The organism is Rhodanobacteraceae bacterium, assembly GCA_024234055.1.
Taxonomy (GTDB): Bacteria; Pseudomonadota; Gammaproteobacteria; order Xanthomonadales; family SZUA-5; genus JADKFD01.
Map to the genome: position 1 here is coordinate 581,628 of JACKOW010000002.1, position 15,378 is coordinate 597,005.

Here is a 15,378-nt window from a genome sequence, read left to right on the forward strand (position 1 = left end):
ACGTCGGTCCAATTGGCTACTTGCACCGCTGCCGTGCTGCTCGCAGAGTTACCGGCTTGCCTACGCTCTGGAAAGACACGAATGACGATCACTCGCTTTGCCAGCCTTTTGCTGTTGAGCCTGTGCGGCTCCCTTGCCATGGCGCAAACCAACAGCAATCAAGAGCGCGTCGAACGCTATACGGTGCTCATCTCCGGCGCCAACGTCGGCCACCTTGATGCCAGCATCGATGGCCGCGAGGTCAGCATCGACTTCGACTACAAGAACAATGGTCGTGGCCCGACGCTGAAGGAGAGAATCGCGCTGAGCGAGGCCGGGTTGCCGACGTCGTGGCAGATCGACGGCAACACCACTTTCGGCAGCAAGGTCAGCGAGACTTTCAAGATCGACGATGGTCAGGCGCAGTGGAAGGACGCCGCCGGCGCCGGCACCGCGCCTGCCGATGGCCAGCACCTGTATGCCGCGCAATCGGCCAGTCCCTGGGCCTTGGGACTGTATGCCCGCGCCTTGCTGGCGGATGGCCAGGCATCCATGCCGGCCTACCCGGCGGGTGCGATCACGCTGGAGGAAGGGGAATCGCTATTGCTCGGCGAGCAGGGCTCGCTGCTGAAGGCGCGCAGCTATGCGGTGGGCGGACTGGACCTCAATCCGCGCTATCTGCTGCTCGATGAGCAGAAGCAGTTGGTCGCCTTCATCACCCCGCGACTGGTGCTGGTGCGCGCCGGCTACGAGGGTGAGGAAAACCGCCTGCGCGGACTGGCGGCACAGCTGTCGACCCAGCGCATGGAACGCCTGCAGCGTGAAACCGCGCGTACCTTCGACGCCCCGGTGCGCATCCGCAATGTGCGCGTGTTCGACCCGCACACGCTGGCGCTCGGCGCACCGAGTTCGGTGGTCTTCCGCGGCCACCGGATCAGCAGCGTGCAGCCGATCGACAGCCCGGATACGCCGGGCGAGATCCTGATCGATGGCCAGGGCGGCACGCTGATCGCCGGCATGTTCGAGATGCACGGACATCTGTCGCAGGAACAGGGCCCGCTGAATCTGGCCGCCGGCATCACCAGCGTGCGCGACATGGGCAATGCCAATGACGTGCTCGACGGGCTGATCGAGCGTGTGGAGAAGGGCGAAGTGGCCGGCACACGCGTGTTCCGCAGCGGCTTCATCGAGGGCAAGAGCCCGTTCAGTTCCAACAACGGCATTCTGGTCGACAGTCAGGAAGCCGCCATCGATGCCGTGCGCTGGTACGCCGCGCGCGGCTACTGGCAAGTCAAGCTCTACAACAGCATGACTCCGGCCTGGGCGCCGGCCATCGTCGCCGAGGCGCATCGGCTGGGACTGCGGGTGGCCGGCCATGTACCGGCCTTCGGCACTGCCGACGGCATGCTCGACGCCGGCTACGACGAACTGACCCACATCAACCAGATCATGCTCGGCTGGGTGCTGAAACCCGACGAAGACACCCGCAGCCTGCTGCGCTTCACCGCGATGAAGCGCTTTGTGCAACTGGATCTGGAGAGCGATCCGGTGCAGGCCACGCTGAAACGCATCACCAGTCGTGGCGTTGCGGTAGAGCCGACCATCGCCATCCACGAGGCCGGCATGCTCGGTCGCGATGGCCAGATTCCAGTGGGCCAGGCCAGCTATCTGGCGCACATGCCGATCGGCTATCAGCGCGATGCCAAGCAAGCCTGGTTTGCCGTTGATGGCGCCCAGGACGACAGCGACTACCGCGCCGCCTTCGTCAAACTCATGGACACGCTGCGACTGATGCACGAGCGCGGGGTGTTGCTGATTCCGGGCACCGATCTCGGCGGATCCTTCGCCTATCACCGCGAACTGGAGCTGTTCCAGCAACTGGGTCTGAGCCCGGCGCAGGTGCTCAAGCGCGCCACCTGGGACATGGCCGAGTATCTGGGCAGCGAGCAGTCACTCGGTTCGATCGAAGCCCGCAAGCTGGCCGATTTCTTCATCGTCGATGGCGATCCGACGAAAGATCTGGGCGTGCTCAAACAGGTGCGACTGGTGGTCAAGAATGGCGTGGTTTACGCGCCGTCGGAGATCCACGCGCGCTATGGCATACGCGCCTTTGCCGAGCCGTTGCTGTTGCCGACTGTCGCACAGCCGCCCGAATAGAACGACACCGCCTCAACGCCGATCTGGTAGCCCGGGTAAGCGCAGCGCACCCGGGGTGATGTCGCGACCGAACCCCGGGTGCGCTGCGCTTACCCAGGCTACGTGTGAGCGGCGCCGCAGCGCGGCGCCCTCCAGGGCGGCGACCCGTCATGCGGCTTAGAGGAGGGACGCGCGCCTGCGCGGCGGCTCTTGATCTCCTGCCGCTGCAACGCGGCAGCCTCAGCCTGCGCTCGCCTCGCCCTGGTTCATGACCCGAATGCAGCTTCACTCCAGCGACTGCTTGCCGCCCCGATCCCGCAGAGCGCTGGCCTCAGCACGATCGGCCGCTGCCTCGGTGTCGCGCCCGAGGGCGCTCAGGGCCGCAGCCCGCGCCTCCAGCGCCTGCGCGCGCGGATCGGTGCTGGCGGGGAAACGTTCGCTCAGGCTGCTCAGCGCGGCCTGCGCCTCGTCCAACGCCTGATCTGGCGCGCTGACTGCCAGCCATTCGGCGCGGTTGGCGCGGATCGTGGCGCACATCAAACTGCCGGCGGATTCGGTGTCTGCACACAAGGCATAACCCGCATCCAGACTGGCCTGCGCCTGCGCCAGCTCGCCGCGCCGCTGCTGGCTCAGCGCCAGCCGTCGCCAGACCGCGATCAAGCTCATGCTGCGGTAGCCCAGGCGTTCGAACATGGCGATGCCCTGGCGCAGACGTGCCTCGCCCTCAGCTGGGTTTCCACGCTGGATCAGATGCCAGCCGCTGTCGGCCAGGGCCGAGGCCTTCCACGGATGGTCGTCGGCAAAGGCACGCTGGACCAGATCCAGTCGACGCTGGCCGATATTGAGCACCTCATCGCTGATTTGTTCACCATCGCCTTCGAGGATCTGCCCGAGGATGCCGTAGGCGGGGATCAGGGGCGTCGCATCGGGGCCCTGAGCGGCGATGGTGCCGGCGATGGCGAGGCGGATGTAGCGCTCGGCCTCCTGCGGGCGATCCAGATCGACCAGCACGCTGGCCATGTTGTGCATCGCGGCCAGACGTCCGGGATGATCGCCCTCGGGGCCGCCAAACAGCTCCAGCGCTCTTTGCATCCGCTGCAAACCGGCATTCAGATCGCCGCTGTTGCGCTCCACCGAACCGATGGCCATCAGCAGTTGCGCCAGCGCCACCGGATCGGGCGCAGGCTGGGCCTCGGTGATCGCCAAGGCGCGCAATAGATTGGGTTGACCATCGGCAGCGCGCCCGCGATAGGCCGCCAGCACGCCGAGATTGGTCAAAGTCTCGGCCACGGCCGGATCATGCTCGCCGTGGGCCTGCTCGGCCTTGGCCAGCGCGCGCTCGAACAAGGCCTGGGCCTGCTCCAGATCGCCCCTGGCCGTAACGATCTCGCCAAAATCATCGAGCAGATCCGATTGCAGGCCGGGGTCATCGGCAAGCTCGCTGTCGATGCGTTTGAGGGTGTCATCGAAGGCCTGGGCCATGGTCAGCGGACCGCGCGCATCCCGGCGCAACTGGTCTTCCTGCATGAACACCGAAATCAGGAAGTCCTTGACGCGCTTGCTGCGTGCGCTCATCTCCTGGGCGGTCCGGGCTTCGGCTTCCGCTCGCGTCGCCGCCTCGTTGGCGCGCTGCGCTTCGCTGTCGGCGCGCTGCGCCTGCACCTGCGCGATACGCGCCTGCCACACCGAAGCGCCCAGCCCGACGACCAGTGCCAACACCGTCAGCACGCTGGCGAGCACGCCGCCACGATGCCGGGAGACGAATTTGCTGACACGATAGCTCAGCGTATCGGGCCGTGCCGAGATCGGCCGGCCATCCAGATAGCGCTTTAGATCGTCGGCCAGCGCTGTTGCCGAGGGGTAGCGGCGATCGGCTTCCAGCGCCAGCGCCTTGACCACGATGGTGTCCAGATCGGCATCGATCAATCGCGCGCTCAGCGTGCTCTCCTGGGGGCGGCGGGCGGCCTGACTCGGCCGCTGCATCTCCTTGTCGAGCTCAGCTTCGATGGCCGCCACCGAAGACCGTCCGCGCTGCTGCGGCAGCGTGCCGGTGAGCAACTCGTAAGCCAGCAAACCGAGCGCGTAGACATCGGTGGCCACCGTGATCGGCTCGCCGCGCAGCTGTTCTGGCGCCGCATAAGCTGGCGACATCACGCGCAGGCCGGTGCTGGTGAGCGCCTGGTCCTCGCTGTCGTCGAGCAACTTGGCGATGCCGAAATCGAGCAAGCGCGGGCTGCCATCGGCGGTCACCAGCACGTTCGAGGGCTTCAGGTCGCGATGCACGATCAATCGCCGATGGGCGTAGTCGACCGCCTCGCAGACTGCAATCAGCAGTTGCAGACGCGGCGCCAGCGCCAGTGCGGCAGCTTCGGCGTAGCGTGTGATCGGCTGACCATCGACCAGTTCCATGGCAATCCACGGCAAGCCGTCGGCACCCATGCCGCCATCGATCAGGCGGGCGATGGCCGGATGTTCCAGCCGCGCCAGGATGCGGCGCTCCTGCAGGAAGCGGCTGAGTACATCCTCGCTGTCGAGTCCGCGCCGCAGCAACTTGACGGCCACCATCTGGGCGTAATCACCATCCACACGCTGGGCGCTGTAGACCTCGCCCATGCCGCCGCGACCCAGGCGCGCGCCCAGCCGGAATGGGCCGATCTGCTCGCCGCTGCGATCCATGGCTGGCGCTGACGCCGGCAAGGCCGCGGCCAGCTCGCGATCCAGCAAGCCCTCTTCTGCAGCGTCTGCCGCCAGCATGCGCTCCAGCATCTGCGCCAGTTCTGGATCGTCACGCTGCAAGCTCGCCAGTCGCTGCTGGCGCTGCTCCAGACTGCAGATGAGCAACTCGTCGAAGAGATTCAGCGCCCGGATCGAACTCATGGCAGTTCGGCCGAAATCGCCGCATGCAGGAAAGCTCGCGCCTTGCGCCAGTCGCGTTTGAGTGTAGTCGGCGAGAGGCCGACAACGGCACCGGCCTCATCCAGATTCATGCCCCCGAAAAAGCGCAGCTCCACCAGTTTGGCCAGGCGCGGCTCGGCTTGCGCCAACTGCGTCAGCGCGGCGTCCAGCGCCAGCAGATCGGCGCCCTCGTCCTTGTCTGCGATCTGATCGGCAGCGCCGAGCGTGGTGACGACGGCGCCATCCCCGCGTTTGAGCGCCTGTTGTGCGCGCACGTGATTGAGCACGATCTGGCGCATCGCCAGCGCCGCCACGGCGTAGAAGTGCTGGCGATCCTCGACCGCCAGCGCATCCGGCCGCGCCAGCCGGAAATAGGCCTCATGCACCAGCGAGGTGGCGCCGAGATCAGCGCGTCCGCGCAGCTGGCCGGCGGCAATGCGCCGCAGGTCCTCGTAGACACGCGCATACAAGCGATCGGATTCGGCCTGCCCGCCGCCGCGCGCCGCGCGAATCAACTCTGTCAGCTCCATGCTGCGCGAGCGCCTGTGGGGTGTTGCGGCACATTGCCATAGGCGCTTGCGGCGGGCAATCGGGCGCGTTGGCATTGAGAGTTGCAGTGGCATCGAAACTTCCTCGCGATCTTCAGTTCTCTGTAGGAGCGACCTCGTGTCGCGACCGTGAGCCCCATTGCGGCTGAAGCTTTCACAAGCGATCGCGCCGCGAGGGCGCTCCTACATCCAGGCCCGTGCGCCCGGGTTACGACAGCCCCCGTTTCCCTGTAGGAGCGACCTTGTGTCGCGACCAGGACCAGCATCGCGGCTGAAGCCGCTCCCACAGCGAAGCCATTCCCATAGGCCGATCCACACACTTTCGCGCGCGACGGGACCATGCGCATGCCATGGTCCCGTTTTCCGCCTTTCGGTGTTTGCTCAGTCAGGGCCCTGACCGGGTCGATGACGGATCGCTGCAATGACCCTATCCAATACGGCTGTACTCCGAAATTTCTGCGGTCGCCTGCTGCTCGGGTGCCTGGCGCTGCTGCTGATACCTGCGTCTGCGCCTGCCGCGCAGTTCTGCGTCAACAACAGCAGCGCGCTGGTCCAGGCGCTGACCACGGCGGCGCAAAGCCCGGAGGCCGACGACATCCGCCTGGTCCAGGGCAATTACTCGCTCAGCGGCAATCTGTTGTTCGTGTTCCGGGGCGCGCTGGATCTGACCGGCGGCTGGCTGTCCGGCTGTGTGATTCGCGGCGGCAATCCGTCGACCACCGTAATCGGCAGCGACAGCTTCCAGAACAATGGCCTCACGCTGCGGCCTTTTGACGGCAGTCTGACAGTGGAATTGCTGACCTTCCGCGAGATGGGCGGCCTGCTGATTACCGACGCGATCACCGGCAACAACATCTTCGGCACCATCCGGGTGTCGCGCAACCGCTTCGAACGCAATGCGATCGGCATGGGGATCTACAGCGGCACCAAGCATGTGCGGGTGGAAAACAATTTGTTCGTCGACAATCGCTCACTGTGTTGCGGCGGCGGCTTTCTCAACACCAGTCTGCAGGTGCAGGTGATCGACCCCACGGGTGGGCCGGTAACCGTGGACGTGCTGTTCAATACCGTGCTCGGCGGCACCCGTGGCCTGATTGTTCAAGGTGGCGGCAATATCGGCGCCAATCCGCGGGTGCAGAACAACATTCTGCGCGATGCCTTGGAATTCGACTTTAAGATCGACGATATCGCCGTCTTTGCCACCCACAACATCTTCGGTGTAACGGTATTCGAAGACGCCGGCAGCTTCAGTACCAACTCCAACAATCTGAACGTCGATCCCCTGCTCTCGGCCAGCTATCTGCCCACGGCGGCGTCGGCGGCCGTCAATTCCGGCACCGCATTCGTGGCGGGCGGCTTGCCGGTCAGCGATCTGGATGGCGGTCCGCGTCAGTTCGGCAGCAAGCCTGACCGCGGCGCGCTGGAAACGGCCATCAGCGACACCACCACGCTGACCGTGACCACCACCGCCAACAGCGGCGCTGGCAGCCTGCGTCAGGCCATTCTGGACGCCAATGCCTCGTCCAACACCGAGACCATCGAGTTCAACATCAGCGGCAACTGCCCGCGCAGCATTCTGCTGAGCACGCCACTGCCCGATATCACCGACGGGCTGATCATCGATGCCTTCACCCAACCAGGCAGCAGCGCCAACACGCAGGAACTGAGCTATGACGGCACCCATTGCGTGGTACTGAGCGGCGGTACCACGCACGGCCTGCGCCTGAGTCCCACGCTGGGTGAGGACATCGCCGTGCGCGGCCTGGCTTTCTACGACTTCACGACGGCGGCCATTGAGGTCAACGGGCTCGGTTCGGCCATCATCGAAGGCAATGTCTTTGGCACCGGCGCCGCCGTGATCGCCAACGGCTTTGATCTTTACGCCATCCGCGTGGTCGGGGCGCCGAATACGCGCATCGGCGGCAGCACACCGGCGCAGCGCAATCTGTTCGGCCGCGCCACCGTGGCTGGCGTGTTGCTCGGCAGCGGTGGCGACCGCAGCGTCGAAGGCAATTTCTTCGGCTTTACCCGCAACGGTTTCGGTTTGTCGTCCAACGGCATTGGTGTGCGCGTCACGGGCGGCAGCAACGATGAGATCCGCGACAACTTCATCGGCTTCAATGACCAGGGCGTGGTCATTGATGGCAACTCTCAGGCTGTCCAGGTGCTGGGCAACGCCATCGGCCTGAGCCCCAGCGCCAACGCGCAGGGCAACTTCCAGGCCGGAAACGGCCTGGATGGCGTGCTACTGGTCGCTGGCAGCAACCATCAGGTGCGGCTCAATCGGATCTCGAACAACGAGGACAATGGCATCACCGTGATGGCCGCAGTCCAGCGCGCCTGGATCTCGGGAAACAGCATCTACGATAACGGTGACCTGGGCATCGATCTGTCACCGGTCGGCGTCAATCCGAACAACCCCGATACTGGCGCCAGCGGTGCCAATCTGGGCCACAACTACCCGGTACTCACGGCCGCCGCAGGAGGCAACCAGTCGGGCAGCGTGAGTGGCACGCTCAGCTCCGGCAATGGCCTGCACACCATCGATTTCTATCTCAGCGCCGAGTGCAACAGCAGCGGCAACGGCGAAGGCCGCTATCCCATCGGTCAGACCAGTGTGTTCATCGTCAACGGCACCGCGAGCAGCGATGGCAGCGCCAGTTTCAGCGCCGCCGTCAGCAGCGAGGTCTACGGACTCAGCATGATCGGACTGCCGATCACCGCCACCGCCTACGACTCCAATGGCAACACCAGCGAGTTCTCGGCTTGCGTGAACTACAGCTTTGGCGACGTGATGTTTGCCGATGGTTTTGAGTAAGGGTCATTTGGAGAGCGCGTGGAGGGTCATGACCTGGCCCGGTGACTGATCGATCGCGCTACGCCCGCAGCGCCATCCTCGTGGCTGTCGGGTTGACAGCCCACGCAGCCGTCGGCAAGGTCGCGCAATCCTGAAGTCGGCGAGGCCCGATGCCATGTCAGCACGATCTGTCTCCCGCCTGCTGGCGGCGGCGTTTCTGTTCATCGCCAGCCCGTTGACGTGGGCACAATCCGCGACGCTGGATGCACCTGCGCAAGCCACGATCGGCTCCACCATCAGCGTGCGCTGGACCGGACCGGGAGAGCAGTACGACCAGATCGCGGTCACCGTTCCCGGTGCTGCCGATGGCGACAAGCCCATCAACACCGCGTCGATCACCAGCGGCAAGAATCCACTGCCACTGGTGATGCCGGAAACGCCGGGCCGCTATCAGTTGCGCTACATCTCGCGGGCCAGCAAGGCGGTTATCGGCCGTGCCAGCATCGAGGCAGTGGACGTCGAAACCCGCCTCGGCGCGCCGGAACGTGCGCAGGCAGGAGCAACCATCGACATCGAGTGGACTGGTCCGGGCAACAGCTACGAGCAGATCCAGCTCTTCCCCATCGGTGCGCCCGGCGATGCCAAAGCATTGACTCAGGCCACCATACTCGGCCGCAGTCCAGTGCGACTGCATCTGCCCGAGACAAGCGGCGAGTTCGAACTGCGCTATCTGACCCGGCTGAGCAAACGCATCCTGGCACGGCGCCCGATCACCCTGTTCGGGGTCGAGGCGGCGCTGCAATCACCCGAGACAGCCGCCATCGGTGAGACCATCAACATCACCTGGGAGGGGCCTGGCAACCAGTACGATCAGCTGGCGCTGTACCGCGTGGGCGAGGACAAGCCCGTGAAGGTGGAACGGATTGTCAGCCGCAAGAATCCGGTGCCGATGCGGCTGCCCGAGCAATCGGGCGCCTATGAGCTTCGCTATCAGACGGCACGCGACGGCACAGTACTGGCCACCCGCGCCTTGCGGGTCGGCAAGGTCGATACCCGGCTGGATGCGCCGGAACGCGCCACCGCCGGAACGCTGATCGAGGTGAGCTGGACTGGCCCTGGCAACAACTACGACTCGATCGGCGTTTATCGGCCGGGAGCTGCTGACGACGCCAAAGCCGAGTCCTACGTCGCAATCCTGAATCAGAAGAACCCGGTTGACCTGAAGCTGCCGGCCACCCACGGCGACCTTGAGCTGCGCTACCGCACTGCGCAGAGCGCCTCGGTGCTGGCGCGGCGCCCGATCCGCATCGAGCCAGCCGGCCGCCTGTCGGTGCGCTTCGAGGGGCAACGAACGATGTCCGACTCGACCGCCGGCGCCGGTGCGGTTGAACTGATCCTGGATGCCTCGGGCAGCATGTTGCAGCGTCTGGAAGGCCAGAGGCGCATCGACATCGCCCGCTCGGTGCTCGACGATCTGGTGCGCACACAGTTGCCGGAAGGCACGGCCTTCGCTCTGCGGGTATTCGGCCACAAGGCCGCCGACCAATGCCGCACCGATCTGGAGATTCCGCTGGGTGCGCTCGACCGCCACGCCGCCGCAAGCCGGATTGCCGAGGTCAATGCGATGAATCTGGCGAAGACCCCGATCGCCGATTCGCTGGCCAAGGTGCCGGCGGATCTGGCGGCCGCCAAGGGGCCGAAGACCGTGATTCTGATCACCGACGGCGAAGAGACTTGCGAGGGCGACCCGGCCGAAGTGATCAAGCAATTACGAGCCAAGGGCCTTGATGTGCAGGTGTCGATCGTTGGCTTTGCCATCGACGATGCCGACCTCAGGAACACCTTCCAGGCCTGGGCTGAACTCGGTGGCGGCAGCTACTTTGATGCTGACTCGGCCGATGAGCTGCAGCGCTCCTTGCGCACCGTGATCTCTGGCCCATTCAAGGTACTCGACCACGGCGGCCGGATCGTGGCCCGCGGCATCATCGGCGGCGCCGAAATCATCCTGCCTGCGGGTAGCTATCGAGTGGAAACGATGAGCAGCCCAGTGCAGGCCATCGAGTCGGTGACCGTGAAGGCGGGGGAACTGACCGAGGCCAGTTTCTGACGCGGTTGGTTCGAGGGATCGAGAGCGCGAACGTGCCGCCGTCTGGCTCCGATCCTGCCTTTGCCTGCCCACGGGCGCTCGCGCCCAAACCGGCTGCCCGCCCTATTCCGCCGGCATTCCCGCCACCAGCGCCGCACCCGGCAGATTGTCGCGCTCACGCACCAGTTTGAGGTCTAGTCGGCCGTTACCGAGATTGACCAGCGGCGCCTGCGGTGCGCCTGTCGCATCGTCATCACCGGCGCTGTTCTCGGCGATGACGACGTCGGTGATCGTCGAATGGCCATAGTTGAGGACGCTCGACGCCAGGGCGACGCCGGGATATCGACGCGAGAGCAGATTGCCCTCGAAGGTGGTCGCCGAAAGGTTCAACTGCCCCCAGTTGACGATGGTGCCGGTGTCGCGCTGAGCCCCGGCGACGGTGTTGAAACTGATTTCGCAGCTTTCGATGCTCATGTCACCGTGGTTCTCGACGATGGCCTGGGTACTGTTGGCGGTGTTGTCCACCAGATGTACATGGCGCAGATCGGTCTTGCCGTAGTTGCGGATCGCTCCCAAGGAGCCTTCGGCGAGGGTGATTCGCTCCAGCCGCAGGTGCCCCTCTGCGGCGACACTGAAGATCCTGAAGTTGTCGGTGGCGTAGCGCCTCAGCTCGGCGCCGTTGCCGCGAATCACGATGGCCGTGGTGATGGCGGGTAATGCCGCCCCCTGATCCGGCGCATGGACAGCATCCAATACATAGAGCGCGCGTTCGAGGGTGATGACATCGGCCTCGGGGGTTTCGTTGGCCCGCTGGATGGCTTCCACCAGTTGCTGGGTGGTGGCCACCGGAAACACCGTGCTGGCTGCTGATGCCGAGAAAGACATCAGCAGCCCGGATACCAGGCCCGATCGGATTGCGAGTTCAAGTGACATCAGAGACCCCCTGTACGCCTCGTGGTGGTCTTCACCTTGGGTGCCAGCCAGTAGAGCGAGCACACTAGCCCCGCCGACTCCCTGCCGCCTGCGCAAGCATTTTCCATATGTAACCTAGTGTGATGCGCCGTTCTGACTGACCGGTATCGGTTTCGCCAGCCTCGCGTAGCGAGCGCGCAGGCTGCTTTCACAGGGCTGACAGAAATGCCGTTGCACCCCCCAGGCCAGCGCGGCACAGGCCGCCAACGACACCGGGTAGACCGCGAAGGCCCAGTAGTAATCCTGCTCGAAGGCGTATTTGTACGCGGCCACCAGCGCAAGCACGACGAACATGTGGGTCAGATACAACTCATAGCTGAGACGCCCCAGAGCGGCCAGCCATCCCAGCCCGCGCGGCGCCCCAAGCCGACCCCAGGCGCAACCCAGCAGCAGGACCACCACCGAGCCGATCAGGAACAGCAGGCTGCTGTGGCGCAAGGCCCGCCACAACTCCCCGCCCCAGGCCATCGACAGATAAAGACCCAGCGCCCCCAGCGCACACAGGCAACGGGCGAACGCCCGCGAGGGTTGCAGCGAACGCCACAGCATTGCCGCGAGCACGCCGGCCGCGATCGCCGACATGGCCGGCAGATAGGCCTTTTCCTGCCAGATCTCCTGCCCGTCCAGCAGACCGCGAGTCCACGGCAGCGAGACCACCAGAACCATCAAGCCGATTACCAGCAGCGGCCGCGGCAGCCAAACGCACAGCAGCGGAAAGACCAGATAGAAGAGCTCCTCGATGGACAGCGACCACAGCACATCCCAGTTGGCAGGCAGCCAAGTGGTGCGGCCCTCGTACCAGTTGAGATACAGCCCCAGCGCCGACATCAACGCGCCACCGAGCGACTGTCCCGGCTTGTCAATGACATAGCCGGGAACCCCCAGCAGATGCAGCAGCGACAGCAACGCCAGCAAGGCCAGCAGCAGCGGCAGAATCCGGCTGGCGCGGTAGACATAGAAACTGCGGATATCGATGGCGGCAAGGCTGCCGTGCCGGCTGATGGCACGCCCGGCAATCAGAAATCCGGAAATCACGAAGAAGGTATAGACCGCCGAGTAACCATTGAATCCCAGGGCGTTGATCAGCCGCGAGCCGAACAGGTCAGGGAGCGGCCCCTGACTCAGTGGCAAACGAAAGGGCAATGCGAGGTGATGGATGATCACCAGCAAGATGGAGAGCCCGCGCAGCACGTCGATGGCGGAGTTGCGCGATGCCAGCACGGGCGCGTCATGTAGATCGGAGGCAGGCATGGATTGGCTTCGATACCGGAGTGTGAAGTTCGACGCATCGGATCTGCACCAGCCTGCGCAGCCGCGCCTGCAATCTAGTTTGTTGTCCGGGCAGCCACAAGCGCGGGTGGCCCAGGCTCTGGTAGGTCCAGACAGTTCTGGACCTACCAAAGACCCGTCCGGGCAGCGGCGCGCCAACCCCGCGCAAAGGCTGCCCCTGTTCCGCCTTCAAATACACCATGAAACTCGATCCTGGCTCACACCAAACACGCCGCAATTACCTGATTTGAGGGCACGAGGGCGAGAGGGCACGAGGGCGCGCAAGATCAAGAGCTCGCCGTAAGGCTGCCTTTGCGTGCCCTCGCGCCCTCGTGCCCTCCCGCCCTCGCGCACTCCAACGCTCGTTGCGCGACTCGTCCATCACCCGGTGCAACCGTAGCGCCCACCATGACCAAAGACACTGGAAAATAGACCGACCGGTCTATAGAGTTCAGTCATGACCAAGCTTGATCCCCAGACACCCACCCGCGAACGCCTGATCGGCGCCATGCTCGATGCGCTGCGCACCCGTGGCTTCCACGGCATCGGCCTGAGCGAGTTGCTGACCCAGGCCGGCGCGCCCAAGGGCGTGCTCTACCACCACTTTCCGGGCGGCAAGACCGAATTGGCGATCGCCGCCATCGAGAGCGCGATCGCCGGCATGCTGGCCAGCCTGGATCGCTTGCTGGCTGCACACGTGGATCCCGCCGATGCGCTGGAAGCCTGGATGAGCGGCGCCCAGAAGCTGCTGCTGGCCAGCGGCTTCGAGCGGGGTTGCCCTCTGGCGACCGTCGCGCTCGAGTCCACGCCCGAAGACCTCACGCTGAGAGCGGCACTCAGCGCGGGCTTTGCGGCGATCCGCGAGCGTCTGTCAGGTGCTCTGCAACAGCACGGCATGAGTGACACCGCGGCCCGTCAGAGCGCCATGCTGATCGTGGCTGCCTACGAGGGGGCGCTGCTGCAGGCACGGGTCGCGGGCAACGTCAACGCCATGGCCGATACCTGCGACGCGCTGGTCTCGATGATTCGCCCCCAACTGAGGTCCAGACCGTGAGCATTCAACGCGAACCCGAGGCGCTGACCCTGCACGCCGGCGACGGCACCCGCATCGCCGCCCTGCGCTACCGCGCCCATGACGCCATCGGCCGCATCGTGATCGCGGGTGCCACCGGTGTGCCACAGCGCTTCTATCGCGCCTTTGCCGAGCATGCAGCGGAACGCGGCTACACCACGCAAACGCTGGACTACCGCGGCATCGGGCTGTCCAAACCACAAAGCTTGCGCGGTTTCCGCATGGACTATCTGGATTGGGCCCACCAGGATCTGAGTGCCGCCGTGGCCGCCATGCCGGACGACGGCCTGCCGCTGTACATGGTCGGCCATTCCTTTGGTGGACACGCCTTCGGCCTGCTGCCCAATCATCAACGCATTGCAGCCTTCTACACCTTTGCCACCGGCGCCGGCTGGCATGGCTGGATGCCGCCCGGAGAGCAGCTGCGCGTGCGCTTCCTGTGGCACGTACTGGCGCCGCTGCTGACCCGATGGCATGGCTTCCTGTCGTGGAGCAAGCTCGGCATGGGCGAAGACCTGCCCTACGGCGTCTATCGCGACTGGAAGCGCTGGTGCTCCTATCCACGCTACTTCTTTGACGACCCCTTGGTCGCCGCGGACATGTCGCGGCGTTTCGATCAGGTGCGCACCCCGATCATCGCTGCCAACGCCGTGGATGACCTCTGGGCTTCACCGGCCTCGCGGGATGCCTTCATGGCCGGCTACCGCAACGCGCCGGTCCAGCGCGTCGACCTTGATCCCCGCCAGCACGGTCTCAAGGCCATCGGTCATATGGGCTACTTCAGGCGCGAGGCCAGGCCACTGTGGGATGAGGTGCTGGCCTGGTTTTCCCAATTACCCACGGCCTCGACGACATGAACGAGCCCAGCGCCCAGACCCTGTTGTCGGACTTGCTGCGCGAGCGCCGCAGCGTGCGCGACTTTCGCCCTGATGCCATTGATCCGGCCGTGATTGAAGCCATCCTGGACGACGCTCATTGGTCACCGAGCTGGTCGAACACCCAACCCTACCGCCTTGCCATTGCCACCGGCCCGTTGCGCGACCAGATTTCGTCTGCATTGTGCGAGCGCTACGATCTGGCCATGCAGGCCCACAGCGCAGGCTGGCTCGGAAAGCTCAAGCTGCTGCTGGGCCGCAAGGGCTTGCCCGACGGCGATCTCAAGACCAACTTCCCCTATCCCGCCGATCTGCAGCCGCAGCGGCGCCAGACCGGTTTCGGACTGTATTCGCTGCTCGGCATCGGCCGCGACGACCCTGCCGCGCGCGAGCGCCAGATGCGTCGCAACTTCGAGTTCTTCGGTGCGCCGGTGGCGATTTTTCTTTTTGCCCATCGCGGTCTGCGCGAGTTCGCGGTGCTCGACACCGGCGTGTTCCTGCAAAGCCTGATGCTCAGCGCCCAGGCCCACGGCCTGGCCACCTGCGCCCAGGGCGCGCTCGCCACCTGGGGCGGCCCGGTGCGCGCGGCGTTCGAAGTACCACCGCAGTACCAGCTGGTCTGCGGCGTCTCGCTGGGATATGCCTCGGAGCACGTCGTCAACAGCTACAACCCGGGTCGCAGGCCATCGGCGGCACTGAAGCTTCCCTTGACGAGGCACTGACTGGTTTGGCGGCGAGGCCCGCGCAGC

At 65.2% G+C, this 15,378-nt stretch carries 10 protein-coding genes; 6 read left to right on the forward strand and 4 right to left on the reverse strand.

What is annotated here, in order from left to right; all coding sequences use genetic code 11:
* Positions 1 to 81 precede the first annotated feature (81 nt).
* Positions 82 to 2,136 carry an amidohydrolase family protein gene (locus H7A19_06655; GenBank protein ID MCP5474507.1) on the forward strand — a complete coding sequence of 685 codons (2,055 nt, stop codon included), beginning with the start codon at positions 82 to 84 and terminating at the stop codon, positions 2,134 to 2,136.
* 264 nt (positions 2,137 to 2,400) lie between these two features.
* Here the strand turns inward: H7A19_06655 and H7A19_06660 are convergent, their stop codons facing one another.
* Together H7A19_06660 and H7A19_06665 are read right to left on the reverse strand one after the other, a co-directional pair.
* The gene (locus tag H7A19_06660) at positions 2,401 to 4,992 is read right to left on the reverse strand and encodes a serine/threonine protein kinase (protein MCP5474508.1); all 2,592 of its coding nucleotides are present in this window, start codon (positions 4,990 to 4,992) and stop codon (positions 2,401 to 2,403) included.
* Positions 4,989 to 5,540 carry a sigma-70 family RNA polymerase sigma factor gene (locus H7A19_06665; GenBank protein ID MCP5474509.1) on the reverse strand — a complete coding sequence of 184 codons (552 nt, stop codon included), beginning with the start codon at positions 5,538 to 5,540 and terminating at the stop codon, positions 4,989 to 4,991. The genes H7A19_06660 and H7A19_06665 overlap by 4 nt, the downstream gene beginning before the upstream one ends.
* A gap of 439 nt (positions 5,541 to 5,979) precedes the next feature.
* Here H7A19_06665 and H7A19_06670 point away from each other — a divergent pair, with 439 nt between their 5' ends.
* Positions 5,980 to 8,376, forward strand: coding sequence for a hypothetical protein (locus tag H7A19_06670; GenBank protein MCP5474510.1), 2,397 nt, complete (start codon positions 5,980 to 5,982; stop codon positions 8,374 to 8,376).
* Positions 8,377 to 8,530: 154 nt separating this feature from the next.
* Entirely contained in the window at positions 8,531 to 10,462 is a 1,932-nt protein-coding gene (locus H7A19_06675; protein ID MCP5474511.1) for a VWA domain-containing protein, read from the forward strand.
* A gap of 102 nt (positions 10,463 to 10,564) precedes the next feature.
* On the opposite strand, the gene H7A19_06680 is transcribed toward H7A19_06675, so the two are convergent.
* Both H7A19_06680 and H7A19_06685 read right to left on the reverse strand, forming a co-directional pair.
* Complete coding sequence (locus H7A19_06680; GenBank protein MCP5474512.1) at positions 10,565 to 11,374, reverse strand: hypothetical protein; 810 nt, start codon at positions 11,372 to 11,374, stop codon at positions 10,565 to 10,567.
* Positions 11,375 to 11,488: 114 nt separating this feature from the next.
* Positions 11,489 to 12,664, reverse strand: a complete 1,176-nt coding sequence (locus H7A19_06685; protein ID MCP5474513.1) for an acyltransferase — start codon at positions 12,662 to 12,664, stop codon at positions 11,489 to 11,491.
* 526 nt (positions 12,665 to 13,190) lie between these two features.
* Between H7A19_06685 and H7A19_06690 the strand changes: the two genes are divergently transcribed.
* Genes H7A19_06690 through H7A19_06700 form a run of 3 tightly spaced genes read left to right on the forward strand, consistent with a single transcriptional unit; the run spans position 13,191 to position 15,351 of the window.
* Positions 13,191 to 13,736 (forward strand): TetR/AcrR family transcriptional regulator, encoded by a 546-nt coding sequence (locus H7A19_06690; protein MCP5474514.1) that lies wholly within the window; start codon positions 13,191 to 13,193, stop codon positions 13,734 to 13,736.
* Positions 13,733 to 14,611: an alpha/beta fold hydrolase gene (locus tag H7A19_06695; GenBank protein MCP5474515.1), complete on the forward strand. Its 879-nt coding sequence runs from the start codon at positions 13,733 to 13,735 to the stop codon at positions 14,609 to 14,611. Before H7A19_06690 ends, H7A19_06695 begins: the two co-directional genes overlap by 4 nt.
* The gene (locus tag H7A19_06700; protein MCP5474516.1) at positions 14,608 to 15,351 is read left to right on the forward strand and encodes a nitroreductase; all 744 of its coding nucleotides are present in this window, start codon (positions 14,608 to 14,610) and stop codon (positions 15,349 to 15,351) included. The genes H7A19_06695 and H7A19_06700 overlap by 4 nt, the downstream gene beginning before the upstream one ends.
* Positions 15,352 to 15,378: the final 27 nt, after the last annotated feature.